Source organism: Burkholderia sp. NLJ2 (assembly GCF_049487195.1).
GTDB classification, from domain to species: Bacteria; Pseudomonadota; Gammaproteobacteria; order Burkholderiales; family Burkholderiaceae; genus Burkholderia; species Burkholderia pyrrocinia.
This window is the reverse complement of record NZ_CP137810.1, coordinates 2,630,909-2,657,393: the sequence shown is the minus strand read 5'-3', so window position 1 is coordinate 2,657,393 and position 26,485 is coordinate 2,630,909. Positions and strand designations below refer to the sequence as shown.

The following is a 26,485-nucleotide window of genomic DNA, read 5'->3' as shown; positions in this document are numbered from 1 at the left end:
CGGCCGCGTGGGTCAAAACGCGAGCGCGATTGTCGGCTAGGGCCTGTTCACGCTGATAACGGGCCAGCCCCACGAATGATTTTTTCCAAACAGGGGAACGTGCGTTGCCGGCCGCATTGCGGTGTCGCGCGTCGCTTGTTTGGCTCGGCCAAACGGCGCTCCTTGCTTCTTGCACGCGCCCCGAAGGAAGTCCCCTTGGGGGACGACCGGCAAGGCACGTTCGCAAGCCCGTTATTAGCGTGAACAGGCCCTAAGCGGCGCGCGTATCGCGACGCGCTGCCGACAGGTGCCGCCGGCTCACTTCGACGAAGACGACGGCAGCCCGAGCGAAACGTCTTCGTTGTATCCCATCTTGTTGTCGCGGAGTTCGACGCTCACGTGGCCGGCGCGCTGTGCGTCGGTGACGTTCGTGTAAATTCCCGCTTCCGCTTCCGCTTCCGCTTCCGCTTCCGCTTCCGCTTCCGCTTCCGCTTCCGCTTCCGCTTCCGCTTCCGCTTCCGCTTCCGCTTCCGCTTCCGCTTCCGCTTCCGCTTCCGCTTCCGCTTCCGCTTCCGCTTCCGCTTCCGCTTCCGCTTCCGCTTCCGCTTCCGCTTCCGCTTCCGCTTCCGCTTCCGCTTCCGCTTCCGCTTCCGCTTCCGCTTCCGCTTCCGCTTCCGCTTCCGCTTCCGCTTCCGCTTCCGCTTCCGCTTCCGCTTCCGCTTCCGCTTCCGCTTCCGCTTCCGCTTCCGCTTCCGCTTCCGCATCCCGCGTCCGCGTCCGCGTCCGCGCCCGCATCCCGCGTCCCGCGTCCCGCGTCCGCGCCCGCATCCACATCCGCATCCGCATCGGCGACTGCGGCGATAGCTGGACGCACTTGACGCAGGCCGATCGCGGAATCGCGAGACTGCGCGATTCCGCCCGCCGGCCTGCCACCGACGACTTCAGGTCGCGCTGGCCTCGTCGATCTGGCGGATGTCGTCCTGATCGAGCTGAACGCGGATCGCTTCGCCGAGCAATTCGAGTTGCGTGAGCGACGTTGCGCTTGCGATCGGCGCGGTGATCGACGGCCGCGCGATCTGCCAAGCGAGCGCAATCGCGGCCGGCTGCGTGCCGTGCTTGGCCGACACGGCGTCGAGCGCCGCAAGAATGCGCAGGCCGCGTTCGTCGAGATAGCCGGCGACGCGATCGCCGCGCACGCTCTTCTTCAGGTCGGCCTCGCTGCGGTACTTGCCCGACAGGAAGCCGCTCGCGAGCGCGTAGTAGTTGACGACGCCGAGCTTCAGATCGCGCACGACCGGCTCGAGATCGCGTTCGTATTCCGCGCGGTCGATCAGGTTGTATTCGGGCTGGATGACCTGATAGGCGGGCAGGCCGTTGCGCTTGCTGATGTCGGCGGCTTCGCGCAACCGCGCACCACTGTAGTTCGATGCGCCGATGATGCGCACCTTGCCCGCATCGATCAGCGTCTGGTACGCGCCGAGCGTTTCCTCGAGCGGGGCCGTATCGGCGAGGTCGCGGTGCGAGAAATACAGGTCGATGTAATCGGTCTGCAGGCGGCGCAGCGAATCGTCGGCGGCCTTCAGGATGTTGTCCTTCGTCAGGCCCGCGCGTGCCGAGAGCAGGCCGACCTTGGTCGCGATCACGACCTGTTCGCGCTTGCCGGAACGCTTGAGCCACTTGCCGATGATCGTTTCCGATTCGCCGCCGCTGTTGCCGGGCGCCCAGGCCGAATAGACGTCGGCCGTGTCGATGAAGTTGATGCCGGTGTCGGCAAGCGCGTCGAGCAGCGAAAACGATGCGTTCTCGTCGACGGTCCAGCCGAAGACGTTGCCGCCGAAGGCGAGCGGCGAAACCTGGATGCTGGACGTGCCGAGGGTGCGTAGTGCCATGTTCTGCTCCGATATCGGTGGGGTGACGGGATTGAACTGCGCGATTGGCCAGGTCGAGCGCGACGAGACGACGGGGTGCGCGGTGCGGTTGCGCCGTTGTCGCAGGACACCGGACATTCTCGCCGATCGATTCGATTCGTGCAGGCGGCGCGCTGACGCGATGGTGGACGGCCTGCGACAGATGACGGACGCATCGTCCGTCAAGTGCGCGGTCCGTACAGCTGCGTTGGATCTGGAACTGAATTTCGCGGCGGCGATGCGCTGCGGGAAGCGGGATACCGTGTCGGCGGAAGCGGAAGCGGAAGCGGAAGCGGAAGCGGAAGCGGAAGCCGAAGCCGAAGCCGAAGCCGAAGCCGAAGCCGAAGCCGAAGCCGAAGCCGAAGCCGAAGCCGAAGCCGAAGCCGAAGCCGAAGCCGAAGCCGAAGCCGAAGCGGGAGCGGGAGCGGGAGCGGGAGTGAGGGAGTGAGGGAGGAAGGGAGGAAGGGAGGAAGGGAGGAAGGGAGGAAGGGAGGAAGGGAGGAAGGGAGGAAGGGAGGAAGGGAGGAAGGGAGGAAGGGAGGAAGGGAGGAAGGGAGGAAGGGAGGAAGGGAGGAAGGGAGGAAGGGAGGAAGGAAGGAAGGAAGGGAGGAAGGAAGGGCGGAAGGGCGGGATGCCCCGACGTTGCGCCGGAGCGGATCGGCAGACGGGCGGCACACAGCCGCCCGTGCGCTGGCGAGTCGGTCAGCGCAACTGCACCGCCGCGAGAAACAGCACCATGCTGCCGATCGCGCCGTCCAGCACGCGCCACGCGACGGCCTTGCGGAACCACGGCGCGAGCAATCGCGCACCGTAACCGAGCCCGAGGAACCACACGAAGCTGACCGTCATCGCGCCGATCGCGAACGCGAGCCGCGCGCCTTCCGGCTCGCGCGCGCCGGCCGTGCCGATCAGCAGGAACGTGTCGAGATACACGTGCGGGTTGAGCCATGTGAACGCGAGCGTCATCAGCACGATCGCGAGCCCGCTCTGCGGCGGCGGCGCGACCGCGTCGCCGCGCACGTCGAGCGTTTCGTGGCCCGGCTTGAACGCGCGGCGCAGCGCGTTGATGCCGAACCATGCGAGATACGCGAGGCCGACGTACAGCACCGCATGGACGAAAGTCGGATAACGCTCGACGAGCACCGATGCGCCGCCGACCCCCGCGCCGATCAGGATCATGTCGGACAGCGCGCACAGCAGCACGATCTTGCCGACATGCGAGCGCATGATGCCTTGCCGGAGCACGAACGCGTTTTGCGCGCCGATAGTGACGATGAGCGACGCGCACAGTGCGGCGCCGTGGGAAAAAGCGAGCCAGTTCATGATGGGTGACAGCAGTAGACGCAGTAGACGGATGAATCGGGTAGCGCTAGTCTGCGATCAGCATGAAAATAAGAGAAGCTAATTCACCTAATGCGGATTAAGGAAATCTAATGCTCGACTACGCTCTGCTCGATGCGCTCGCGGCGGTGATCCGGTACGGCTCGTTCGAGCGCGCGGCCAAGGAGCTGAACGTCACGCCGTCGGCCGTGTCGCAGCGCGTGAAACTGCTGGAGGAACGCGTCGGCAGCGTGCTCGTCAAGCGCGGGCAGCCGTGCGTCGCGACGACGTCAGGTGCGCTGCTGTGCCGGCATACCGAGCGCGTGCAACTGCTCGAGGCCGAACTGGGCGGCCGGATGCCGGCGCTACCGGGCCAGATCGCGGGCGCATGGCCGATGTTGCGCGTGGCCGTCAACGACGACAGCGTCGCGACGTGGTTCATCGATGCGGTGGGGCCGTTCTGTACGGAGCGCGAAACGTTGCTCGACCTCGTGATCGACGACCAGGACTACACGGCGGCGCGCATCCGCGACGGCAGCGTGCAGGGTGCCGTGACCGCGCAGGCCGAGCCGATCCAGGGATGCCGGTCGGAGCGGCTCGGGCGTATCCGCTATCGCGCGGTGTGCTCGCCGGCATTTTACGAACGCTATTTCGCCGCCGGCATTACACGCGATGCGCTGCGTCGCGCGCCGTGCGTGATGTTCAATCCGAAGGACGGGCTGCAGGCGCGTTTCATCCGGCGCGTGACGCGGGCGGATCTCGATCCGCCGCAGCACTGGATACCGCACGTCGCAGGCTATCTGCGCGCATGCGAAACGGGGTTGGGATGGGGGATGTGCCCGGACCGGATGGTCGACCGCCAACTGGCGGCCGGTGAGCTGGTCGACATGTCGCGCGGGCGAACCGTCGATATCGATCTTTACTGGCAGAGCTGGCGCCTGTCGATCGGCTGGCTCGACGATTTCAGCGCGGCGCTGAAGGCGCGCGCCGCGCTGTTTCTCGATTGATCGGTAACGTCATGCGGGTGGCGCACGAGATACGCGCGCCGGGCGGGATCAGACGTGATGCAGGCCGTCGAAGTCGACGATCTGCACGTGGCGACCCTGCATTTCGATCAGGCCGCGCTTCTGGAATTTGGACAGCGTGCGGCTGACGGTTTCGAGCGTCATGCCGAGGTAGCTGCCGATGTCTTCGCGCGTCATCCGCAGGTTGAATTCCGACGGCGAGTAACCGCGCTTCAGGTAGCGCGACGACACGTCGAGCAGGAACGCGGCGACACGCTCTTCGGCATTCAGCGAACCGAGCAGCATCGTCTGCGACGTTTCGCGCACGATCTGTTCGCTCATCAGCTTGTGCATGCGCAACTGCATCGAGCCGGCTTCCGAGCACAGCGTCTTCAGCGCGCTGTACGGAATCACGCAGACGGAGCTGTCTTCGAGCGCGACCGCGGTGCGCGGATGCGTGTCGTCGCAGATGCCGTCGAGGCCGAGCGCTTCGCCCGCGAGATGCAGGCCCGTAACTTGTTCGCGGCCATCATGGCGCGTGGCGACGGTTTTCAGCGAACCCGAGCGCACCGCGTACAGATTGTCGAATGCGTCGCCTTCGCGGAACAGCGCTTCGCCGCGCTTGACGGGGCGAGCCGCGCAGATGACCGACTCGAGGCGACTGAGTGCTTCGGGCGCCAGGCCCTGCGGCATGCACAGGTGCCGCATTGCGCATGACGAGCAGTGCGCGGCCTGGCGAGGAGCCCAGCTGCCGGCATGCGGCGTGGCGGCGGGACGTGTGGCGACGGGCGTCAGCATGATCGTTTACTCCGGCGTTGAATCGACGGAATCATTGTCCCACCGCAAGTTGCCGCTGTCGGGTGACAAAACGTCGCGACCGGCCGCGCATGCCGAACGCCGTTCAGGCGGCTTGTTCGTCCACGTTGGCGGCGGCCGGAATCAGCAGCACGGGCAGCGTCGCGTGCCGCACGCACTGTTCGGCGATGCTGCCGAGCACGAGACGGCGGAACCCGCGGCGGCCGTGCGTGCCGAGCACGAGCAGATCCGCGCCGAACGCCTTCGCGCCTTCGAGGATCAGCGACGACACATCGACGAGCGACGTCGCTTCGGTCAGCCGCGTCTCGCCCTTCACGCCCGCTGCCTGCATCAGCTTCGTGAAATCCTTCGCGAGCTCGTTGCCTTGCGCGACGAGCTGATCGCGCAGTACGGACGGATCGTAGCCCGGCACGTTGTAGTAGATCGCGGCGTTCTCGACGACGTAGAACGGTTGCAGCTCGGCGCCGTGCGCTTTCGCGAGCGCCAGCGCCGCATCGAACGCATGGCGGGACGTGTCGCTGCCGTCGACGGCAACCAGAATACGCTTGTACATAGTGTCTCCGAGTGGCGGGTTGAAACGAAGTCGGCCGGATGGCCGATCAGTCCGAGCAATGCTGCGAGGCAGAGTAAACCAATGGCGGGGACTTTGCAGTGCGGTGCCCGTCGCACCGCGCGGGCGCGACGCTTCCGACGCTGTGGTGCACGGCCATGCTCGCGATGCATGCCGCGCTGCGCGACGCGTGTCGCATGGCTGCGTCGTATCCGTCGTTCGCGTGGTCGCCGGGCGGTTCGAGACAGCCGGCTCCGGCATGATGACGGGTGAAGACCGCAGCGCCGCCGGGAACGGATGCGCGGGCATCGGAATCGCGCATTGCACCGGCGCACGCATCGCGGCGCGTGCATGCCGCACCGACACGGTGCGCCATGCCGCGCCGATGAACTGAACGCATCGTCATTCAATCGCAACCGCGCCGTTTCGACATGATTTCGATCAACGCATGTGCGTCACTGCGATTCGCGGCATGCATGCAACTGCCGATGCCGGTGCGCGGAATCGTTCGCTTGAGCACCCGTCGCGTGCACCAATCCGCCGGCATCGGTTGTCGACCGACGTCGGTCCGCAAACGAACGATCGATTCAAACGCCGTGCCGGTTACCTCGGCACGGCCGTCAGTTCGATCACGCGTTCCGGCCGCCGTCCGTGACCGGGCCAGTACGCGCTGCCGTACATCCGGTGGACGGGACCGAACTGCGCATCGCTCGCGGGCGACGGCGCGGCGAAGCCTTTCTCGATCACCGCGTAGCCCGCGCGCAGCGCGAACGCCGGATGGTTGCCGCCGTGGCGGCTGTCGAAACCGGCGATGCCGTCGCCGGCTTCGGGCATCGAATTGACGAGCGACGCGTTGCTGCCCGTGATCTGGTCGGGCGAGATCGGCCCGCCGCCGGCGAGAAGCCACGCCTCGCGGTTCTTGCCGTCGGTATCGACGGTGCTGTCGTGGGTTTCGTCGTTGTCGAGCTCGACGCTGTGCGGATGCAAATGACCTGTTCGACCGGATGATTCCATCGCGGCTCTCCTGACGGCGAAGCGGTCCGGATCGAAGCAAATCCCGTTCCGGGCATGACGGGAAAAGGCGCGCGGGCGATCGCCGCGGTCGTGTGACGCGCACTGATTTGTCATGATTTATTTCAGCTAGAAGACGCGTTTTCTACAGAGTATGATTCTTTTCCTGCGAAGCGGCGACAGGGGGATGCGATCTCGCCGCCTTTGCCCGCGACGGGCGCCGCAGCACCCTTAAAGACGGGTAGTGAACAACAAACAAGGGACTAGAGGTGGCGGATTCATGCAAGCGACTACTGCCTTCACGCACCGCGGTTATCTGTTGAATTGCGCGCCCGCACGCGCCAGTGACGGTTCGTTCAAACCCTACGTCGTGATCTCCCGATCGAGCGACGGGGAACTCGTTGCGAACCGTTTTTTCCCGACCGAACTCCAGTTCAACGACGAAGGCGCCGCGATCGCGCACGCGCGCGACTGGGCCGTGCGCTGGATCGACGCGAGCAGCATCACGATGTGACGCCGCCGCGCTCAGGCGCGTCGGCCGTCCGGCCGATCCCCGGTGTGCCGCTCCCGGACAAAAAACGCGGTAATCTTGTGGAACCCGTCACTTTATTAGCGGCCGTGCGACCGAGCGCGGCCGCCTGCATTGGCATATGTCGACATCACCCGCCCGTCAGTGGGGCCTCGAAGAAATCGTTGCCGGCTTGCGCGAGTCGCGCGAGGAACTCCATCGCACGCGCCATCCGCGCGGCATCCGCGAACTGCCGTCCCGCGACGCGATCTGCAAGATTGTGACCGGCCTGCGTGCGTCGATGTTTCCGACGCATTACGGTGCGCCGGATCTCACCGACGAAAGCGTCGATTACTACGTCGGCCACACGCTCGAAAGCACGCTGCGCATCCTGTCCGAACAGGTTCGTCGCGCGCTGCCGTTCCTGCCCGAATATGCGGACACGCCGTTCGCCGAGCTCGACGAGCGCGCGTTCGAGATCGCGCGCGAATTCGGCCGGCAGTTGCCGGCGGTCCGCGCGCTGCTCGTCAGCGACATCCAGGCCGCGTACGCGGGCGATCCGGCCGCGCAGCACATCACCGAAATCCTGCTGTGCTATCCCGGCGTGCTGGCGATGATGCACCATCGGCTCGCACACGCGCTGCACCAGCTCGGCGTGCCGCTGCTCGCACGTTTCATCAATGAAATCGCGCACTCGGCCACCGGCATCGACATCCACCCCGGTGCCCGGATCGGCCCGAGCTTCTTCATCGACCACGGCACCGGTGTCGTGATCGGCGAGACGGCGATCATCGGCGAGCGTGTGCGCTTGTACCAGGCCGTCACGCTCGGCGCGAAGAGCTTCCCGGCCGATGGCGAAGGCGCGCTGGTCAAGGGCAACGCACGGCACCCGATCGTCGAGGACGATGTGGTGATCTACGCGGGTGCGACGATTCTCGGCCGCGTGACGATCGGGCGCGGCTCGGTGATCGGCGGCAACGTGTGGCTTACGCACAGCGTGCCGCCCGGCACGAGCGTCGCGCAGAGCAAGGCCCGCGAAGGCGGCAGCGCCGAGAAACCGTAACGCGGCGCGCGGCCGCCGGCCGCCGCCGCGGGTGCGTGTCAGTGCTTGCCGGCGGGCGAGCGGTGCTTGTACAGCACGTCCTGGTCGACGCGGATCAGGTTCTGCCCGGCATCGACGACAAAATCCACGCCGTTGTATGCATTGCCCGTCAGCAGCAGGATCGCGCTCGCGACGTCGTCGGGGCCCGCGATGCGCGCGAGCGGCGTCGATGCACGGCTCGCATGTTCGAAGTCGGCCTGCGTCTGGTCGTCGCTCGGCAGCATCAGCCCCGGGAACACCGCATTCACGCGCAGCACCGGCGCGGACGACAGCGCGAGCATCTGCGTGAGGTTGCCGAGCGCGGCCTTCGCGACCGTGTAGCTGAAATGGTCGCGGTGAAAGTTTTCCTTGATCTTCTGGTCGACCACATTCACGACGACACCCTGCGTGCCGGCGGCGCGCGCCCGTTCGTAGAACGCGCGCGTGAGCAGGATCGGCGCGCGGCAGTTGACGGCCCACGCCTGGTCGAACGCCGCGAGATCGAAGCTCGGGAAATGGTCCTGCCAGAACACCGACGCGTTGTTGACGAGCACGTCGAGGCGCCCGAAGCGCGCATATACCTGGTCGATCAGCGCGGTGATCTGCGCGGCATCCGACAGGTCGGCTTGCAGCGCGATCGAATCGTGCCCGCGTTCGGCGATCGCGCGGGCCGCTGCCTGTGCGGCATCGGCCGAACGGTCGTAGTGCACCGCGGTGCGATAGCCGTGCGCGGCGAAATACTCGGCGAACGCGCGCCCGGCCCGGCGCGCGGCGCCGGTCACGAGCACGACGGGCGCGTGCGCCGTTTGCTTCGTCGACTCCATTACGTATTCGTCAGGTTGACTGAAGAAGGATTGGCGACGATCGACAGGAATTCGCGGCGCGTCGACGGATCGGTGCGGAACGTGCCGAGCATGCGCGACGTGACCATCTCGACGCCCGGCTTGTGCACGCCGCGCGTCGAGATGCACTGGTGCGCGGCTTCGAGGATCACGCCGACGCCCTTCGGCTGCAGCACGTCGAACAGCGTATCGGCGATCTGCACGGTCATCTTTTCCTGGATCTGCAGGCGCTTCGCGAACGCGTCGACGAGGCGCGCGAGCTTCGAGATGCCGACGACGCGATGGTTCGGCAGATACGCGACGTGCGCGCGGCCGATGATCGGCACCATGTGGTGCTCGCAGTAGCTCTCGAAGCGGATGTCCTTCAGCACGATCATCTCGTCGTAGCCGTCGACTTCGCTGAACGTGCGCGCGAGGATGTCGCGCGGCTCCACCGCATAACCGGCGAAGAACTGTTCGTACGCGCGCACCACCCGTGCGGGCGTATCGAGCAGGCCTTCGCGTGCCGGATCGTCGCCGGCCCAGCGCAACAGCACGCGGACGGCGTCTTCTGCTTCTTTACGGCTCGGCCGGGATGCGGCCGGCTCGGGCCGCGCGGATTTTTTACCCATGTACAGGCTCCATCGAATGCGGCCGCCCGAGGCGGCCGGAATCCGGCCATTGTTTCATGCTTTCGCGGGTCGTGTGTGCCAGCGCGAACAGGCCCTGGCGTTCACTTCGGCCATTCGTCCTGCTCGTCGTTGAACAGCGACGCGACCACGCCGCGCAGCCACGCGGTGCGCGGATCGTTGTGGTATTTGCGATGCCAGTGCTGCTTCAGGTCGAAGCGCGGCAGCGCGAGCGGCGGCTCGACGGGCACGATGAACGCGTGCTCGGCCGCATACGCATAGCCGATCGCATGCGGCACCGTCGCGATCAGGTCGGTGCGGCTCAGGATGAACGGCAGGCTCATGAAGTGCGGCGTCTCGAGCACCGCGCGGCGCTGCATGCGCTGCTTCGCGAGATATTTCTCGAGCACTTCCTGGCTGCGCCCTTCGGCACGCACCACCGCGTGTCCGCACGCGAGGAACTGCTCGACCGTAAAGGGCGGCGCCTGTTCGAGCGGATGGCCGCGCCGCATCAGGCAGACGAACCGGTGCGTGAACAACCGCTGCTGGAAGAAGTTGTTGCCGTCGAGATCGGGGAAGTAGCCGACCGCGAGATCGATCGACCCGGCTTCGAGGCCGCGGCCGACTTCATCGTGCGCGAGCGATACCGAGCGCAGGTTCGCGTGCGGCGCGCGCGTCGCGAACGCCTGCAGCAGCTTCGGCAGGAACACGATCTCGCCGACGTCCGACAGCGCGATCGAGAACGTATGCGTGCTCGCGGCCGGGTCGAAGTCGTGCGGCGCGACGAGGCCGCGCTCGATCTGCGCGAGCGCGTCGCGTGCGGCCGGCAGCAGCGCGAGTGCGCGCGGCGTCGGCTCCATCCCGCGCGACGTGCGCACGAACAGCGGATCGCCGAAATACTCGCGCAGCCGGCCGAGCGCCGTGCTCACGCGCGGCTGGCTCACGCCGAGCAGGTCGCCGGCGCGGCTGACGTTGCGCGTGTCGTCGAGCGCGACGAGGTAGGGAATGAGGTTCAGATCGAGCGAATCCATCATCGGGCCGATATCTTGAAAACGTATACAACATATCTCCTGAATCGCGTTGCCGCATAGTCGGGAAAGCGCTCAAATGTGTTCCATTACTCGAACCAATGTTCAGGAGACGAACAATGCGCACCCAAGTCGCGATCATCGGCGCCGGTCCGTCCGGCCTTCTGCTTTCCCATCTGCTGCGCCTGCAAGGCGTCGATTCCATCCTCGTCGAAGCGCGTTCGCGCGAATACTGCGAGAACCGCATCCGTGCCGGCGTGCTGGAGCAGGGCACGGTCGATACGCTGAACGACGCCGGCCTCGGCGACCGGATGCGCCGCGAAGGGCTCGAGCATCACGGCATCGAGCTGCTGTTCTCCGGGCAGCGCCATCGCATCGACCTGTCCGAATTGACCGGCGGGCGCGCGATCACCGTCTACAGCCAGCATGAAGTCGTGCGCGACCTGATCGCGGCGGGCGTCGAGCATGGCCACCCGATGCATTTCGAAGTCAGCGACGTCGCGCTGCACGACGTCGAAGGCGAACACCCGTTCGTCACGTTCAAGCATGCGGACGGCCGCGCGGACCGCATCGACTGCGACTACATCGCCGGTTGCGACGGCTTCCACGGCATCGCGCGCCAGACGATCCCGGCCGAGCGGCTGAACACGTTCGAGCGCGTCTACCCGTTCGCGTGGCTCGGCATCCTCGCCGATGCGGCGCCGTCGCTCGACGAACTCGTCTATGCGCATCACGACAACGGCTTCGCGCTGTTCTCGATGCGTTCGCCGACGGTCACGCGCCTGTACCTGCAGTGCAAGCCCGACGAGGACCTCGCCGAATGGTCCGATGCGCGGATCTGGGACGAACTGCACACGCGCTTCTCGAACGACACGGGCTGGACGCCGACCGAGGGCCGGATCACGCAGAAGAGCGTGACGCCGATGCGCAGCTTCGTGTCGGAGACGATGCAGCACGGCCGGCTGTTCCTCGCCGGCGACGCCGCGCACATCGTGCCGCCGACCGGCGCGAAGGGGATGAACCTCGCGGTTGCCGACGTCCGCGCGCTGTCCCGTGCGCTCGGTGCGCGCTACCGGACGGGCGATGCGACGCCGCTCGACACGTATTCGGCGACCTGCCTCGAACGCGTGTGGCGCGCCGAGCACTTCTCGTACTTCATGACGAACATGCTGCACGCGTCGCCGGAGGATTCGCCGTTCGTCAATCGCCTGAAGTTTGCCGAACTGAAATACGTGACGCGCTCGCGGGCCGCGGCGCAGTCGCTCGCCGAAAACTACGTCGGGCTGCCGTTCGACGACGCAGCGGCCCCCGAGGCAACCCGCCTTGACAACGCACTGTGCACGACTCTATGATCGGCCATCGTTCGCTAATCGAATCTACGTTCGAATAGCGAACAAATACCGGGATCGAGATCGGCCCCGGCGCGGCACGCGGCACACGCGTGTCCCCTCGACAGGCCGCGCATCGTGCCGCGGGTTCGTATCAGGAAGAGACATGGTCAACAAGATTTTCGAATCGCTTCAGTCGGCGGTTGCCGACGTCCACGATGGCGCGACAATCATGATCGGCGGCTTTGGCACGGCCGGCATGCCGTCCGAGCTGATCGACGCGTTGATCGAACAGGGCGCGCGCGACCTGACGATCGTCAACAACAATGCGGGCAACGGCGAGACGGGCCTGGCGGCGCTGCTCAAGGCGAAACAGGTGCGCAAGATCATCTGCTCGTTCCCGCGCCAGAGCGACTCGCAGGTGTTCGACGGGCTGTACCGCGCGGGCGAGATCGAGCTGGAACTCGTGCCGCAGGGCAACCTCGCGGAGCGCATCCGCGCGGCGGGCGCCGGCATCGGCGGTTTCTTCACGCCGACGGGTTTTGGCACCAAGCTCGCGGAAGGCAAGGAAACGCGCGTGATCGACGGCAAGCAGTATGTGTTCGAAACGCCGATTCACGCCGATTTCGCGTTCGTGAAGGCGTACAAGGGCGATCGCTGGGGCAACCTCGTGTATCGCAAGACCGCGCGCAACTTCGGGCCGATCATGGCCAGCGCCGCGAAGGTCGCGATCGTGCAGGTGTCGGAAGTCGTGCCGCTCGGCGCGCTGAACCCGGAACACATCGTGACGCCGGGCATTTTCGTTCAGCGCATCGTCGAGGTACCGCAGGCCGCTCATGCGGCCGAGCTGGCCGCCGAACACGCTGCATCGCAAGCCGCTTAAGGGAGATATCCAGATGAAACGACTGACCCGCGATGAAATGGCCAAGCGCGTCGCCCAGGACATCCCCGAAGGCGCGTACGTGAACCTCGGCATCGGCGTGCCGACGCTGGTGGCGAACCACCTCGACCCGAGCAAGGAAATCTTCCTGCACAGCGAGAACGGCCTGCTCGGCATGGGCCCCGCGCCCGCGCCCGGCGCAGAAGACGACGAACTGATCAACGCCGGCAAGCAGCACGTGACGCTGCTCACCGGCGGCGCGTATTTCCACCATGCGGATTCGTTCGCGATGATGCGCGGCGGCCACCTCGACTACTGCGTGCTCGGCGCGTTCCAGGTGTCCGCGAACGGCGATCTCGCGAACTGGCATACGGGCGCGCCCGATGCGATTCCGGCCGTCGGCGGCGCGATGGACCTCGCGATCGGCGCGAAGCAGGTGTTCGTGATGATGGAGCACCTGACGAAGCAGGGCGAAAGCAAGATCGTCGCGCAGTGCTCGTATCCGGTCACCGGCGTGCAATGCGTGAGCCGCATCTATACGGATCTCGCCGTGCTCGACGTGACGGCCGATGGCCTCGCGGTGAGCGAGATCTTCACCGACCTGTCGTTCGACGAGCTGCAGAAGCTGACCGGCGTGCCGCTGATCGACGCGACGCAAAAGGCCGCCGCCTGAACCGCAGGCGTGCCGGCGCGCGCGGTCGAGCGCACGCCGGCACGCTTGGGTGGACAATAGGCGCACGCCGTTTCCCCAATCTGATGCCATGCTCGAAGACAGCGCCCGCCTGACCTCCCTCATCTGCGGCACCGAGCCGCTCAACCGGATCTGGTCGCCGCACGCGACGATCCAGCGGATGCTCGACGTCGAGGCCGCGCTCGCGCGCGCGCTTGCCGCGCAGCAGGTGATTCCCGCCGCCGCGGTCGCGCCGATCGAACGCGCATGCGACGCAAGCCGGCTCGATGCCGATGCACTCGCGCACGGCGCGGCGCTCGGCGGCAATCTCGCGATTCCGCTCGTCAAGCAGCTCACCGCGCAAGTGAAGGCCGACGACCCCGAGGCCGCGAAGTTCGTGCACTGGGGCGCGACGAGCCAGGACATCATCGATACCGCGACCGTCCTTCAGCTGCGCGACACGCTCGACGTGCTCGAGCCGATGCTCGACGAAGCGTGCGCATCGCTCGCGGCGCTCGCACGCACGCATCGCGCGACGCCGATGATCGGCCGCACCTGGCTGCAGCAGGCGCTGCCGATCACGCTCGGTCTGAAATTCGCCCAATGGCTCGATGCACTGCTGCGCCATCGCGCGCGCTTCGCTGAATTGCGCGAGCGCGTGCTGGTGCTGCAGTTCGGCGGCGCCGCAGGCACGCTCGCGAGCCTGCGCGAGCACGCGCGTGGCGTCACGGCCGCGCTCGCGGCCGACCTGAAGCTTGCCGTGCCGGCCGTGCCGTGGCATACGCAGCGCGACCGCATCGCGGAAGCCGCGTCTTGCTTCGGGATGCTGACGGGTACGCTCGGCAAGATCGCGCGCGACGTGTCGCTGCAGATGCAGACCGAAGTCGGCGAGCTCGGCGAACCGGCCGCCGCCGGCAAGGGCGGCTCGTCGACGATGCCGCACAAGCGCAACCCGGTCGGCTGCGCGGCCGTGCTGACTGCCGCCGTCCGCGCGCCGAACCTCGTCGCGACCGTGTTCGCGGGGATGGTCCAGGAGCACGAGCGCGCACTTGGCGGCTGGCAGGCCGAATGGGATGCGTTGCCCGACCTCGCGCGGCTGACGGGCGGCGCGCTCGCGCAGATCGCGCAGATCGTCGCGGGCCTCGACGTCAACACCGAACGCCTTGCCGCGAACCTCGACCTGACGCACGGGCTGATCCTCGGCGAAGCCGTGATGCTCGCGCTCGGCGACCGGATCGGCCGGCTCGATGCGCACCACGTCGTCGAGCATGCGTCGAAGGAAGCCGTGCGCACCGGCGCGCCGCTGTTCGACGTGCTCGCCGCCGATGCGACCGTGTCGGCCCACCTGTCGCGCGACGCGCTCGCGCGGCTGCTCGATCCCGCACATTACGTCGGCGAGGCGCAGGCCTACGTCGACGCCGTGCTCGCGCTGCATGCGGGCGCGACCCAACCAGGAGAACATTGATGCCTTTCGCCACTGTCAACGGCGTGAAACTGCATTACCGGATCGACCGTGCCGCGCGCGACGACGCGCCATGGCTCGTCTTCTCGAACTCGCTCGGCGCCGACCTGCAGATGTGGGCGCCGCAGATCCGTCCGCTCACGCAGCACTTCAACATCCTGCGCTACGACACGCGCGGCCACGGCCATTCCGACGCGCCGGCCGGTTCGTACACGATCGAGCAGCTTGCCGGCGACGTGATCGGCCTGCTCGACCACGTCGGCATCGCGCGCGCACATTTCTGCGGGATCTCGATGGGCGGGCTGACGGGCGCCGCGCTGGCCGCGCGCTACCCGTCGCGCATCGTTCGCGCGGTGCTGTCGAACACCGCCGCGAAGATCGGCTCGCCGGAAGTGTGGGCGCCGCGTGCGCAGAAGGCGCGCGCCGAAGGGATGGCCGCGCTCGCCGACGCCGTGCTGCCGCGCTGGTTCACCGATGCGTTCGTCGAACGCGAGCCGCGCCTGTTCGATGCGATCCGCGACACCTTCGTGCATACCGACAAGGACGGCTACGCGGCGAACTGCGACGCGCTGAACGCGGCCGACCTGCGCGAAGAGGTGAAAGGCATCGCGCTGCCGGTGCTCGTCGTGACCGGCGCGAAGGACATGTCGACGCCGCCCGACCAGGGCCGCGCACTGGCTGCCGCGATTCCCGGTGCGCTTCACGTCGAATTCGACGCCGCGCATATTTCGAACATCGAGTGCACCGGCGGCTTCAACCGCGCGCTGCTCGATTTCCTGACCGCGTGAGGCCACTGCGATGGACGACCAGGAACGTTATGAAGCAGGGATGAAGGTGCGTCGCGCGGTGCTCGGCGACGCGCACGTTGACCGTTCGCTCGAGAACCGCACCGAGGTGACCGACGAATTCCAGAACCTGATCACGCGCTATGCATGGGGCGAGATCTGGACGCGCGACGGCCTGCCGCGCCATACGCGCAGCCTGCTGACCATCGCGATGATGGTGGCGCTGAACCGCGGCGAGGAACTGGCGCTGCATCTGCGCGCCGCGCGCAACAACGGCGTGACGCGCGACGAGATCAAGGAAGTGCTGCTGCAGACCGCGATCTATTGCGGCGTGCCGGCTGCGAATTCCGCGTTCCATCTCGCGGACAAGATCTTCAAGGAACAGGACGAGGCCGCGTAAGACGGCCAGTCAGGTGCGGCCGGCTGAGGGCGGCCGCAACCGATCGCGTGGCCCGCTGTCGCAAGCGGGCCGTCGACGACGGGATCGATGAACGCGCCGGCAGAGCATCGGCGCGCGGCACACCGGATGGCCGGTGGGCGAACAAAGGAAGGGCACGGCAACCATGCCGTATTGCTCATATATATCAAGGAGACTCGCGATGAATCGCGCACCCGTGGTCGATGTCCAGACCTTCATCAACGAGCAGCCGTTCGGCGGCTTTCAGTGGCTCGTGTTCCTCATGTGTTTCGTGATCGTGCTGCTCGACGGTTTCGATACGGCCGCGATCGGCTTCATCGCGCCGTCGCTGCTCGGCGAATGGAACCTGACCAAGCCCGATCTCGCGCCCGTGCTGAGCGCCGCGCTGTTCGGCCTCGCGTGCGGCGCACTCGTGTCCGGCCCGCTGTCCGACCGGCTCGGGCGCCGCTCGCTGCTGCTCGGCTCGGTATTCCTGTTCGGCGTCGCGTGTTTCGTGTCCGCGTTCTCGACGACCATCGGACACCTGACGATCCTGCGTTTCATCACCGGCGTCGGGCTCGGCGCGGCGATGCCGAACGCGGTCACGATGATGGGCGAATTCTGTCCGGACAAGCGCCGCGCGACCGTGATCAACCTGATGTTTTGCGGCTTCCCGCTCGGTGCCGCATTCGGCGGTTTCCTGGCCGCGTGGATGATTCCGCATTTCGGCTGGCGCAGCGTGCTGATGCTCGGCGGCGTGACGCCGCTGCTGCTCGGCGTGCTGTTGCTGCTGAAGATGCCGGAATCGGTGCGCTTCATGGTCGCGAGCGGCCAGGCGGTCGACAAGATCCGCGCAACGCTCGCACGCATCTCGCGCGACGCGCTGAATGCCGGCGCGTTCGCGATGACCGAATCCGCGCCGCAGACGGGCAGCAAGGGCCTCGGCGTCGTGCTGTCGCGTTCGTACATCGTCGGCTCCGTGATGCTGTGGATCGCGTACTTCATGGGCCTCGTGATCTTCTACGCGTCGATCAACTGGATGCCGATCCTGCTGAAGGATGCCGGCCTGACGCCGAAGAGCGCGACGCTGATCTCGGCGCTGTTCCCGCTCGGCGGCGTGGGCGCCGTGCTGTGCGGCGTGCTGATGGACCGCTTCAACGCGAACCGCGTGATCGCCGTGTGCTATGCGCTGACGGCGGTGAGCGTGTATGCGATCGGGCAGGCGGCCGGCAACGTCGGGCTGCTCGTGCTGGTCGTGTTCGTGGCCGGCGTGCTGATGAACACCGCGCAATCGTCGATGCCGGCGCTTGCCGCCGCGTTCTATCCGACCGAGGGGCGCGGCACGGGTGTCGCGTGGATGCTCGGCGTCGGCCGCTTCGGCGGGATCGCGGGGTCGTTCCTCGTCGCCGAACTGACGCGCCGGCACTTCACGTTCGCGGGCGTGTTCGCGACGATCGCCGTCGCGGGCGTGCTCGCGTGCGTCGCGTTGCTGATCAAGCAGATGGCCCGGCCGCACGGCGTCGCGCAGCCGGCGGGCAAGATCGAGTCGCTCGGGCATTGAGCGAAGCGTGGGCCGGTGCGATGCGCCGGCCCACCGTAAGCGGCACCCTTCGTGCCGCTATTCCTCCGCGTCGTGTTCCTTGACGAAGTTGCGCAGATACGCGAGCAGCGCGGCCTCCCGGCCGCGATGATCGGCGAGGTTCGCCGCACCCATCTCTTCCTCGTCGCCGAACAGCGTGGGCGGCGCGCAGTAAGTGCCGACTTCGATGTTGTCGCGCAGCACGCGGATGTCGTGCGTGAGCGGGTGATACTCGGCGATCCAGTGCATCCCCTCGATGTGCTCGCCCGTCCTCAGGATTGGCTTCATTGGCTTGTCTCCCGGCAGCAGCGGCGCGACCGCGAAGCGGCTGCGCGCGCCCGTACCGAAAGGGTACGCCTGCATCACATGAATCTCAACGGGCGCGCTGTGAGCGCTCACTGCGGCAGCAGGTGCGCGATCAGCGGATACAGCGACAGAATCAGCAGCACGGCCATCGTCACGTTGAAGATGCGCAATGCGCGGCGGTTCGACAGGAAGCGGCGCAGGCCGAGGCCGAACGCGGCCCACAGGCAGATGCACGGGAAGCCGATCAGGATGAACACGACGGCCATCCACGCGGCGTTCATCCCGTAGTCGGCGGACAGGCGCACCGTCGTCGCGGCGGTCAGCACCATCATCCAGGCTTTCGGGTTGACCCACTGGAACGCGGCGGCTTCGATGAACGTCATCGGCCGCGGCTTGGCGCCGTGCGCCTTCACTTCGCCCGACGTGCCGATGCGCCATGCGAGGTACAGCAGGTACGCGACGCTTGCGGCTTCGAGGATCGTGTACAGCAGCGGCAGGCGCTTGAACGCTTCGCCGAGGCCGAAGCCGACGCTGAGCATCAGGATCGCGACGCCGATGCTGATGCCGAACAGGTGCGGCATCGTGCGGCGGAATCCGAAATTCACGCCGGATGCGAGCAGCATCGTGTTATTGGGGCCGGGCGTGATCGACGTGACGAGCGCGAACAGCATGCCGGCGGGCAGCGCGCTCAGGGTGAGGAATTCCATCGCGGATTCTCCATTCGGTTCGAGACTGGGATGGAGATCAGTTTAGCGACGGTTGGCGGTACAGTACCGGTACAGTTGGTTTGACGATTGCCGGTACGGGAGGAGGGCATGGGGCGGTTTGCTGGTTCCCGGTCTTGATGACCAACAGTACTGAACCGGCGGCGATCCACAGAAGCCGGCCTCATCGAGATACAACAGCCGAACGGCATGTTCCCGTACGGCCTGCTGGACGACGCAGCAGCGCCCGGATACGCCAGTAGCCGTAGGTCGGCAGGTGCGCCACATGCCAGTGTCGTCATCCGGCGATGGAAGAAGACATGCGCCCGCGCGGTTGCATTGGAATGGTCGCGCTCTGATGACTACGACTTGCGCTCGACGCATGTACCGATGCTGGCAGTCGAAACCAGAACCACGCCGGCGAGTTGCAGTAACGACAACCTTTGCTCCAGCACCAGCCATGCGATGACGCCCGATATGGCCGGCTCAAGACTCATCAGAATCCCGAAGGTTCGCGCGTTGAGCCGGCGGAGCGTGGACATTTCAATCGCATAGGGAATCAGCGGAAACAGCAGCGCGATGCCGGCGGTTTGCACGAGGTCCACAAACGTCACGTGGTTCCACTGCGGCGCGATGCTAATACATAGCGATACCAGCGACGCAACGCTGAGTGACAGCGACAGTCCTTCGATGCCGTTCGTCCGTGTTGCGACGCTGCGTGTCAGCAAAATATAGACGGACCAGCAGCCGGCTGCCGCAAATGCGAGAGCGAAGCCCGCTATGTCATGTGCATGCGAGTTGCCGGATGCGAAGCAGGCAATCCCCGCGATCGCGACGAAAGCGCAAATGAGATCCTTGATACTGCGCGACGTGACCAACGCGACGCCAAGCGGACCACAAAACTCGATCGTCGTCACAATCGCAATGGGCAATCGAGCGACGGCCTCAAAATAGCAGATCGCCATCCCGCCCGTCGCGATACCGAGTGATAGTACGCGTTTCAGGTACGCACCCGAAAGCGACGCGGCTGATGGACGCGCGATCAGCAGCAGGATCAGCGCTGCCCAGGTGAGCCGCAGGCCAGCCACTGCGCCACCGCTCAAGTGAGCGGTCATCGGAACGGACAACGCGACGCCGATCTGGGTGAAGACAATCGACGCGATAGGCCAAAGTGCCGGCGGCGCTACTGCGAGAACTCTGGAATTGGAGAAAGAGTTTGTACTGTCGTTTTGCACTACGTCACCGGTTAATGTCATCTGCTCGATCGATTGGTTCGCACACGGCGTCAGGAAGGCTGTAGGTCGAGAATCCGTTTCGAACGTGATAGCGCCTCGACATCCGTCATGAACTGATACGCATCGGAACAGAACTGGAGAAAACCGGCCTTTGAGCGACTGATGTGGTGCGCGGTTTCGCTGACGATTTACACGAGCGCGATGCTCGCCTCCGCGTGCTCGTCCTCCCGACGCCCGAAACGTATCGTTACTGCCGCCATGAAGCCGATTGGCCGTTGCTCATCTTGACGATCGGCTGGCCTGAGGTGTTCACCAGCGCGATATTTGATCTCCAACCGCCAGCTATGTCGGAGTGCAAGTGTCGACGGATTCAATGCAATCGTGATGCCCGAGAGAGCCGGCACCACTATGCCGGCCCGGAGCACCAATCGTATAACCACGGCCCATCTATTGCGACAGTGCGGCCAGTCCCGACGCCGCATCGTTAATTTGCTTTTGCAACTGCAAAATCTTGAGTTGCACCTCCAGCATGTCGCGCTGACTGTTGAGTGCGTTGAGTTTAGTGTCCGCCGCAGATGCTTGCCCACTTGCCAGAGCGTGTAGTTGCTGAAGGTCGTGCAGCGTCTTGAGATTGTCAGCAACAATCGATGCGTTAGCATCTGCGCGGTCTTTGTCTAGCGAGATTTGAGTTTTGGCAGCATCGACTTTGTCTTGCTGGCGGCTCTTCGCGAAGCTGAGGTACGACTGAGCAGTGTCGCTTGCGGCCTTGGCGGCAGAGTCGGCCTGCGACTGCGAAGAGAACGACATCTGGTTCGGTGTGCCGTTGGAGTTGAAGGTGATCTTGAGCAAATTATCGGCAAACGGCCCGTTTCTCAGGTTGAGTGATGCAAGCTGACCGTACTGAGGTACCTGAGTCAACTGGTCGACGAGCGTGTCAACCGGGTGCTCGGTGTTGTCGGTTGTATAGACGTTCAGACGGGACGTTACAGGGAGTCGATAGACGACGCCCGCGTTGCCTTCGAAGGCCCCAGCCTTGGCAATCCCGCCAGCGATCGGTTTCACTTCCACCAATACCTTGGGCAAATTTACGCAATCGAGTTGATCACTCTTGACACAGGGCTTCACGGCTGGCTCGAACAAACCGTTGATTTTCGAGAACTGCAGCGTTGCGATTCCTGAAGGCTGCGCCGCTGTGGGGGTGAAGGAATACACCTGCTCGATGGCCACCTTGGTTTTTGCGTCCGCCGCCTTCTTGCTTGCCTCGTCTACGGATGTTCCGGTGTAGGCCTTTACTTTGCGCTGGGCAGCGGCTGTGGCCTTGGCTGCAGTATTCAATTCTGCAGTCGCTGCATTGTATTGTGCGGCGGTGCCGTACTGCTTGTAGAACTCCTGCTCGTCCTTGCGTACTTTCTGCAGAGCGTCCAGCTCATCGAAGGCGTCTTGGGCGGCCTTGAGCTTCTTTGCATCATCGTTAGCTTTTCGTACCCCGATCAACGCGTCGTCATAGCTTTTTCTGGCTTCGTTGAACGTGTCACAAAGGTTCTGCGTAACCTTTTCCTTATTGCGTTCTGCGTCATTGAGCACATGGATGTTCTTCAGCAACCGCAGCGTGAAGAGGCTGTTGGGTGAACCAGAAGCCGAAAGCGGCAGTTCTCGGGCTACAGCGATCTGTGGAAACGCAACCGCTTCAGCCACAGTGAAAGCGGTCTTCGCGACGTTGGCGATGATGGGCCCGGTCTGATCAGTCATGGCCGAGTTGACGGACGTCAGCACGCCGCTGTCGGAAAGGTTGACGTCAAGTTTGCTAGTCTTGGTGAGTGCTGCCAGCTGCGCGTAATCGAGGACGTACGTCTGGGTTTCGTCGCCGACCAGTGCTTCTGAAACGGTTGTGGTGACCTTGGTATCCAATTGGACCTGGCCGTTTACAGATGAGCACTTCAGCAGTTCGTATGTCGTAGTAACGTCAAACTGCTTTTTCGGTAATCGATACACTAGTCCGCTGACTGGACCCGAACCAGTGGGATTGCTTACCAGCGCGGTCGTACACCCCGACAACAGCAATAAAGCCCCAACCCCGAACGCTCGCCAATCGGTCTGCATGATGATCCCCATTTTTATTGTGGTCTGCTGTAAATTGGGCTACTTCGAAAACCGGATCCGGTGAAGATAACGGCGACGCGTGCCTCTACTACTACCGGCAAACATTCAATTGCAATTTTCTTCTGAAGGTAAGTATGTGCTTGACTGCTGTCTCTTGGCGATTTTCAAAGAGAACACTCGAATGCCTTCGTTACCAATGCTAGTGAATCCTTCCGGAAAGCGGTGGAAGGCCACCGCAGTCCCTCTTCCAGAACGGGACTATATCTGGGCTTGAGTCGAGATCTATCGACTGGGACATCACCCAATTCTTATGGGGCTAACGACTACGCGGCTTGCCCCAAGTTACGGTGACGCTGCAGGCTGATGTGGTTCCACAATTTATCGGTGGCCGCGCTGCTTTTATCCAAACATCGGTACAAGCGAACCTCGAGTTCGGTGATCCAGGTGCCAGATCCGGCTTGGACGATCGAACCGTCGGCAAGCTCGCGGGAAATGCAGCTTTCGGGAAGCCAGCCGACTCCATTCCCAGCCACGACCATCGCCTTCAGTGCCTCCGACATGTGGGTCTCGAACGTTCGACGAAGCGAATAAGGCTCAGTCGCATCCATCAGCAGCATCTCGACGACATTGCCCAGGAATGCTCCTGACGAATAGGCCATGAATGGGAGCGGCTCGTTCGTGCGGCCGGGGAGCATGTAAATCGGCTTCCCGTGTTCGTCCGGCGCCGAGACCGGCAGGATTCGTTCGACGCTCAGTGTCAGGAATGGGAAATGGTTCGGGTCGAGCAGGATCGGCAACTGCGGATGATGGTAGGCGATCAACAGGTCGCAGCCGCCGTCCACCAGTTCCTGGATCCCCTCCGGCACATTGACGGCGAGCACCTTCGCCTTGAGCTGCCCCAACTCGAGGCTCAGTTGCTTCAGACAGTTTGGAATGAATGTGAACACGAGCGTATGGGCAACCGCGAACCGAACGACTGCGGCATCGTTGGCCAGCGGTTCGTGTCCATTTGCGAGCGTTCTTGCCGCATAAATGCTGCGAAGAATATCTGCGGCAAGGCTGCGGAACATCCATCCGGTCGATGTCAGTCGGACAGGACTGACGCTTCGGTCGATGAGCTTTGCACCCAGCCAGCTTTCGAGAGCGCTGATTCGTCGGCTGAACGCCGACTGCGTGAGATGACGAGTGCGTGCGGCGAGAGAGAAACTACGCGTATCCGCGAGGCTCAAGAAATCTTCCAGCCATTTTGCTTCCATGATGATGGCCTCGTTGTGGGATACGCAAAATTATCCTACGTACCATTGGTGCACAATCGGAAATACCCGAAGAATTCGGCCGTAACCGTTGCTATTTTCGACGCGCCTTATTCCGATTGCGCATGAGGCTCACGCATCCGAAAAATGGCTGCCTACCCTTCGTTTAATCGGTTGACCACGACACGGAGGAGAACGAAGATGGCGGACCAATCAATGCGAATCGAGCACGATTTGCTGGGCGACTACCATGTCCCGGCGGACGCGTATTACGGGGTGCACACACTGCGCGCCGTTGAGAACTTTCCGATCACCGGCACGCCAATCTCGATCTATCCAGATCTCATCAACGCGCTCGCCTTCATCAAGCAGGCGGCGGCGATTTCGAACCACGAACTCGGGCTCCTCGATCAGCAGCGCTGCAGCGTGATTGTCGACGTATGTGAAGAGTTGCGTACGGGTGCGTTGCACGATCAATTCGTGGTCGACGTGATCCAAGGTGGTGCAGGCACGTCGACAAACATGAATGCCAACGAGGTGATCGCAAACCGTGCACTCGAGCTACTCGGACATCAGAAAGGCGAATACCAGCATCTGCATCCGAACGATCACGTCAACATCGGGCAGAGCACGAACGACGTGTATCCGTCGGCATTGCGGATTGCGACCTATTTTGGCATTTACGGTCTGATCGAGGCGATGGAAGTGTTGCGCGAGGCATTCGCTGCAAAAGCGGATGAGTTCGTTGACGTGCTAAAAATGGGGCGCACTCAGCTTCAGGATGCCGTGCCCATGACGCTCGGTCAGGAATTCAGCACCTATGCGGTGATGTTGGCAGAGGACCAGGAGCGTCTGCGCGAAGCGGCGTTACTGATTCGCGAGATCAACATGGGCGCGACCGCGATTGGAACGGGCATTACCGCCCACCCGGACTATGCACCCCTCGTTGTGCGCCATCTCGGGCGTCTCACTGGCATCGATCTCGTCGCGGCGCCGAACCTTATCGAGGCAACGCAGGACTGCGGGTCGTTCGTCCAGCTGTCCGGCGTGCTCAAGCGTGTCGCAGTGAAGCTCTCGAAGATCTGCAACGATTTGCGGCTGCTGTCGAGCGGGCCACGCGCGGGCTTGGGCGAGATTAACCTGCCGCCGATGCAAGCGGGGTCGAGCATCATGCCGGGCAAAGTCAACCCCGTGATTCCAGAGGTCGTCAATCAGGTTGCGTTTGAGATCATTGGAAACGATCTCACGGTCACCTTTGCGGCCGAGGCGGGGCAACTCCAGCTCAACGCGTTCGAACCGATCATCGCGCACAGCCTGTTCAAGAGCGTCACGCATCTCCGACGCGCGTGCTATACGCTTGCAGATCGTTGCGTGAAGGGAATTACCGCAAACAAAGAGCGGCTGCGCGAGACGGTCGAGAACTCAATCGGCATCGTGACTGCGCTGAACCCGTATATCGGCTATTCCAATGCGACTGCGGTCGCGCAGGAGGCGCACGCAACCGGGGGCAGTGTCGCGGCGATCGTGCTGCAGCGCGGATTGCTGAGTCAGGCGCAACTGGATGAAATCCTGAGGCCGGAGGTCCTGACGCGGCCCGCGCCGCTTCCCGATGCACGAACATAACGGCCGTAACGGTGAAGTCGACGGGGCCAAACCGTAGTCACGCCGAGAACCTGCCACGCGTAACAACAGAGTCACTGTGAGACCTCGATCGCCATGTTGACGGCTATCTTCACTGGCTATGCTCGCGATGCTGCGGTGGCGGGTTCGGCGGAAGCGAAGGCGATTGTAGCGACCGCCTTCCGAGGCGCGGAGCGAACTCCTGTTACCGATTGATGCAGCCGGGCAGAAACGCACCGCCGCGTTCTCCTTAAGCGACCCTCATGCAAGACAGGATCGACGCCGTCCGTCAACGGTGATGGACGGCCTTCCCCAGACGGCGGGATGCTGCCGTCGTCTCGGGAGCTAACCTTTGCAATATATAGAGGATAACTATGCAACTTGCTCATCGTTTGAATAGTGTTCGACGCCGTTTGGTCGCGATTCTGCTGCTGACCGGCTGCGCGGTGCTGGCGACTGGCGCACAGGCGCAAAGTGACGGTGCGGGCACCGTGCGTTCCGGAGCGGACTTGCCGCACGTGTTGATACTTGCGACTGGTGGAACCATCGCGGGAACCGGGGCGACGAGCACGACGACCGTTGGCTACACGGCCGCAAAAGTTGGTGTCGAGCAACTCATTGATGCCGTCCCGGCACTCAGGACTGTCGCCAACGTGACCGGCGAGCAGGTGTTCCAGGTGGCCAGCGAAAACATGACGAATACGCTCTGGCTAAAGCTTGCAAAACGGGTGAACGAACTGCTGGCTCGTCGTGATGTCGATGGCATCGTGATTACCCACGGCACCGACACGCTCGAGGAGACCGCCTACTTCCTCGATCTCGTCGTCAAGAGCAACAAGCCGGTCGTATTGGTGGGGGCCATGAGACCGTCGACCGCGATTTCGGCGGATGGCCCGATCAACTTGTACAACGCAGTGATCCTCGCCGGCAGCAAGGCGGCGGCTGGCAAGGGCGTGCTTGTCGCAATGAACGACCAGTTTTATGCCGCTCGCGAAGTGACGAAAGCAAATACGTCGACAGTCGATACTTTCCGTTCGTCTGACCTCGGTGCACTCGGTTATATGCAGGACAGCCGACCGCACTTCTATCGGGTTCCGATCCGGCTGCACACGGTCGATACCCCATTTGACGTGTCCAAGCTCGACGCGCTGCCGAAGGTCGACATTGCGTACGGCTACGAAAACGTCGGTCGGACTGCTGTCGATGCATTCGTTGCGTCGGGTGACAAGGGCATTGTCTACGCCGGCGTCGGCGACGGCAGTCTGCATCAGGACGTGAAGCCGGCGCTCGTCGATGCACGCAAGCAGAACGTCGTGATCGTTCGTGGCTCCCGTGTCGGAAACGGCATCGTCGCGCGCAATGGCGAGGCGAACGACGATCAGCTGGACTTCGTCGTCAGCGATACGTTGAATCCGCAGAAGGCCCGGATTCTGTTGATGCTCGCGCTGACGCGCACCAGCGATACGCGAGAGATTCAGAAAATGTTCCAGACGTATTGATGGACGGCGCACG

Annotated in this window: 27 protein-coding genes; 13 read left to right on the top strand and 14 right to left on the bottom strand. The window is 64.1% G+C overall.

Annotated elements, in window-relative coordinates:
• Positions 1-297 precede the first annotated feature (297 nt).
• Together R9B84_RS34420 and R9B84_RS34415 are read right to left on the bottom strand one after the other, a co-directional pair.
• Positions 298-774: a hypothetical protein gene (locus tag R9B84_RS34420; protein WP_423761848.1), complete on the bottom strand. Its 477-nt coding sequence runs from the start codon at positions 772-774 to the stop codon at positions 298-300.
• A 146-nt stretch (positions 775-920) separates the two neighbouring features.
• Complete coding sequence (locus R9B84_RS34415; protein WP_423761847.1) at positions 921-1,868, bottom strand: aldo/keto reductase; 948 nt, start codon at positions 1,866-1,868, stop codon at positions 921-923.
• Between R9B84_RS34415 and R9B84_RS34410 the strand changes: the two genes are divergently transcribed.
• Complete coding sequence (locus R9B84_RS34410) at positions 1,837-2,334, top strand: hypothetical protein (RefSeq protein ID WP_423761846.1); 498 nt, start codon at positions 1,837-1,839, stop codon at positions 2,332-2,334. The two genes, R9B84_RS34415 and R9B84_RS34410, sit on opposite strands and share 32 nt — an antisense overlap.
• A 254-nt stretch (positions 2,335-2,588) precedes the next feature.
• Here the strand turns inward: R9B84_RS34410 and R9B84_RS34405 are convergent, their stop codons facing one another.
• Positions 2,589-3,209 (bottom strand): LysE/ArgO family amino acid transporter, encoded by a 621-nt coding sequence (locus tag R9B84_RS34405; protein WP_423761845.1) that lies wholly within the window; start codon positions 3,207-3,209, stop codon positions 2,589-2,591.
• A 110-nt stretch (positions 3,210-3,319) separates the two neighbouring features.
• Between R9B84_RS34405 and R9B84_RS34400 the strand changes: the two genes are divergently transcribed.
• Entirely contained in the window at positions 3,320-4,213 is an 894-nt protein-coding gene (locus R9B84_RS34400; protein ID WP_423761844.1) for a LysR family transcriptional regulator ArgP, read from the top strand.
• A 48-nt stretch (positions 4,214-4,261) separates the two neighbouring features.
• On the opposite strand, the gene fnr is transcribed toward R9B84_RS34400, so the two are convergent.
• From fnr to R9B84_RS34385, 3 genes are all read right to left on the bottom strand, one after another.
• A complete protein-coding gene (gene fnr, locus R9B84_RS34395; protein ID WP_085038217.1) occupies positions 4,262-5,008 on the bottom strand; it encodes a fumarate/nitrate reduction transcriptional regulator Fnr in 747 nt (248 codons plus the stop codon).
• A 103-nt stretch (positions 5,009-5,111) separates the two neighbouring features.
• Positions 5,112-5,579: a universal stress protein gene (locus R9B84_RS34390; RefSeq protein ID WP_047902055.1), complete on the bottom strand. Its 468-nt coding sequence runs from the start codon at positions 5,577-5,579 to the stop codon at positions 5,112-5,114.
• Positions 5,580-6,179: 600 nt separating this feature from the next.
• On the bottom strand, positions 6,180-6,590 hold the full coding sequence (locus tag R9B84_RS34385) for a DUF3005 domain-containing protein (protein WP_047902054.1): 411 nt from the start codon (positions 6,588-6,590) through the stop codon (positions 6,180-6,182).
• Between the two features lie 277 nt (positions 6,591-6,867).
• Between R9B84_RS34385 and R9B84_RS34380 the strand changes: the two genes are divergently transcribed.
• Both R9B84_RS34380 and epsC read left to right on the top strand, forming a co-directional pair.
• Positions 6,868-7,101, top strand: a complete 234-nt coding sequence (locus R9B84_RS34380; protein WP_047902053.1) for a hypothetical protein — start codon at positions 6,868-6,870, stop codon at positions 7,099-7,101.
• A gap of 136 nt (positions 7,102-7,237) precedes the next feature.
• Positions 7,238-8,158, top strand: coding sequence for a serine O-acetyltransferase EpsC (gene epsC / locus R9B84_RS34375; protein ID WP_423761843.1), 921 nt, complete (start codon positions 7,238-7,240; stop codon positions 8,156-8,158).
• A gap of 38 nt (positions 8,159-8,196) precedes the next feature.
• Here the strand turns inward: epsC and R9B84_RS34370 are convergent, their stop codons facing one another.
• The 3 genes from R9B84_RS34370 to R9B84_RS34360 form a co-directional block, all read right to left on the bottom strand.
• Positions 8,197-9,000 (bottom strand): SDR family oxidoreductase, encoded by an 804-nt coding sequence (locus R9B84_RS34370; protein ID WP_047902051.1) that lies wholly within the window; start codon positions 8,998-9,000, stop codon positions 8,197-8,199.
• Positions 9,000-9,629 carry a GTP cyclohydrolase I FolE gene (gene folE, locus R9B84_RS34365; RefSeq protein WP_262543063.1) on the bottom strand — a complete coding sequence of 210 codons (630 nt, stop codon included), beginning with the start codon at positions 9,627-9,629 and terminating at the stop codon, positions 9,000-9,002. The genes R9B84_RS34370 and folE overlap by 1 nt, the downstream gene beginning before the upstream one ends.
• A gap of 101 nt (positions 9,630-9,730) precedes the next feature.
• Entirely contained in the window at positions 9,731-10,657 is a 927-nt protein-coding gene (locus R9B84_RS34360; RefSeq protein WP_175917242.1) for a LysR family transcriptional regulator, read from the bottom strand.
• A 116-nt stretch (positions 10,658-10,773) separates the two neighbouring features.
• On the opposite strand from R9B84_RS34360, the gene pobA reads away from it, so the two are divergent.
• The 7 genes from pobA (at position 10,774) to R9B84_RS34325 (ending at position 17,737) form a co-directional block, all read left to right on the top strand.
• The gene (gene pobA / locus R9B84_RS34355; protein ID WP_423761842.1) at positions 10,774-12,006 is read left to right on the top strand and encodes a 4-hydroxybenzoate 3-monooxygenase; all 1,233 of its coding nucleotides are present in this window, start codon (positions 10,774-10,776) and stop codon (positions 12,004-12,006) included.
• Positions 12,007-12,148: 142 nt separating this feature from the next.
• Entirely contained in the window at positions 12,149-12,865 is a 717-nt protein-coding gene (locus R9B84_RS34350) for a 3-oxoacid CoA-transferase subunit A (RefSeq protein ID WP_047902047.1), read from the top strand.
• A 13-nt stretch (positions 12,866-12,878) separates the two neighbouring features.
• Positions 12,879-13,535 carry a CoA transferase subunit B gene (locus R9B84_RS34345; protein WP_047903702.1) on the top strand — a complete coding sequence of 219 codons (657 nt, stop codon included), beginning with the start codon at positions 12,879-12,881 and terminating at the stop codon, positions 13,533-13,535.
• An 88-nt stretch (positions 13,536-13,623) separates the two neighbouring features.
• Positions 13,624-14,997 (top strand): 3-carboxy-cis,cis-muconate cycloisomerase, encoded by a 1,374-nt coding sequence (locus R9B84_RS34340; RefSeq protein ID WP_423761841.1) that lies wholly within the window; start codon positions 13,624-13,626, stop codon positions 14,995-14,997.
• Entirely contained in the window at positions 14,997-15,782 is a 786-nt protein-coding gene (gene pcaD / locus R9B84_RS34335; RefSeq protein WP_423761840.1) for a 3-oxoadipate enol-lactonase, read from the top strand. Before R9B84_RS34340 ends, pcaD begins: the two co-directional genes overlap by 1 nt.
• A 10-nt stretch (positions 15,783-15,792) precedes the next feature.
• Positions 15,793-16,179 carry a 4-carboxymuconolactone decarboxylase gene (gene pcaC / locus R9B84_RS34330; protein ID WP_096475453.1) on the top strand — a complete coding sequence of 129 codons (387 nt, stop codon included), beginning with the start codon at positions 15,793-15,795 and terminating at the stop codon, positions 16,177-16,179.
• Between the two features lie 199 nt (positions 16,180-16,378).
• Positions 16,379-17,737 (top strand): MFS transporter, encoded by a 1,359-nt coding sequence (locus R9B84_RS34325; protein WP_423761839.1) that lies wholly within the window; start codon positions 16,379-16,381, stop codon positions 17,735-17,737.
• Positions 17,738-17,794: 57 nt separating this feature from the next.
• On the opposite strand, the gene R9B84_RS34320 is transcribed toward R9B84_RS34325, so the two are convergent.
• From R9B84_RS34320 to R9B84_RS34300, 5 genes are all read right to left on the bottom strand, one after another.
• Positions 17,795-18,043, bottom strand: coding sequence for a hypothetical protein (locus R9B84_RS34320; RefSeq protein ID WP_423763539.1), 249 nt, complete (start codon positions 18,041-18,043; stop codon positions 17,795-17,797).
• A 107-nt stretch (positions 18,044-18,150) separates the two neighbouring features.
• Entirely contained in the window at positions 18,151-18,768 is a 618-nt protein-coding gene (locus R9B84_RS34315; protein ID WP_423761838.1) for a LysE family translocator, read from the bottom strand.
• A gap of 359 nt (positions 18,769-19,127) precedes the next feature.
• The gene (locus R9B84_RS34310; protein ID WP_423761837.1) at positions 19,128-20,021 is read right to left on the bottom strand and encodes an EamA family transporter; all 894 of its coding nucleotides are present in this window, start codon (positions 20,019-20,021) and stop codon (positions 19,128-19,130) included.
• A 426-nt stretch (positions 20,022-20,447) separates the two neighbouring features.
• Positions 20,448-22,100 carry a hypothetical protein gene (locus tag R9B84_RS34305; RefSeq protein WP_423761836.1) on the bottom strand — a complete coding sequence of 551 codons (1,653 nt, stop codon included), beginning with the start codon at positions 22,098-22,100 and terminating at the stop codon, positions 20,448-20,450.
• 323 nt (positions 22,101-22,423) lie between these two features.
• Complete coding sequence (locus R9B84_RS34300; protein WP_423761835.1) at positions 22,424-23,356, bottom strand: LysR family transcriptional regulator; 933 nt, start codon at positions 23,354-23,356, stop codon at positions 22,424-22,426.
• A 198-nt stretch (positions 23,357-23,554) separates the two neighbouring features.
• Here R9B84_RS34300 and aspA point away from each other — a divergent pair, with 198 nt between their 5' ends.
• Together aspA and R9B84_RS34290 are read left to right on the top strand one after the other, a co-directional pair.
• Positions 23,555-24,976 (top strand): aspartate ammonia-lyase, encoded by a 1,422-nt coding sequence (gene aspA / locus R9B84_RS34295; RefSeq protein ID WP_423761834.1) that lies wholly within the window; start codon positions 23,555-23,557, stop codon positions 24,974-24,976.
• A gap of 371 nt (positions 24,977-25,347) precedes the next feature.
• Complete coding sequence (locus R9B84_RS34290; protein WP_423761833.1) at positions 25,348-26,472, top strand: type II asparaginase; 1,125 nt, start codon at positions 25,348-25,350, stop codon at positions 26,470-26,472.
• The last annotated feature ends 13 nt before the right edge of the window (positions 26,473-26,485 follow it).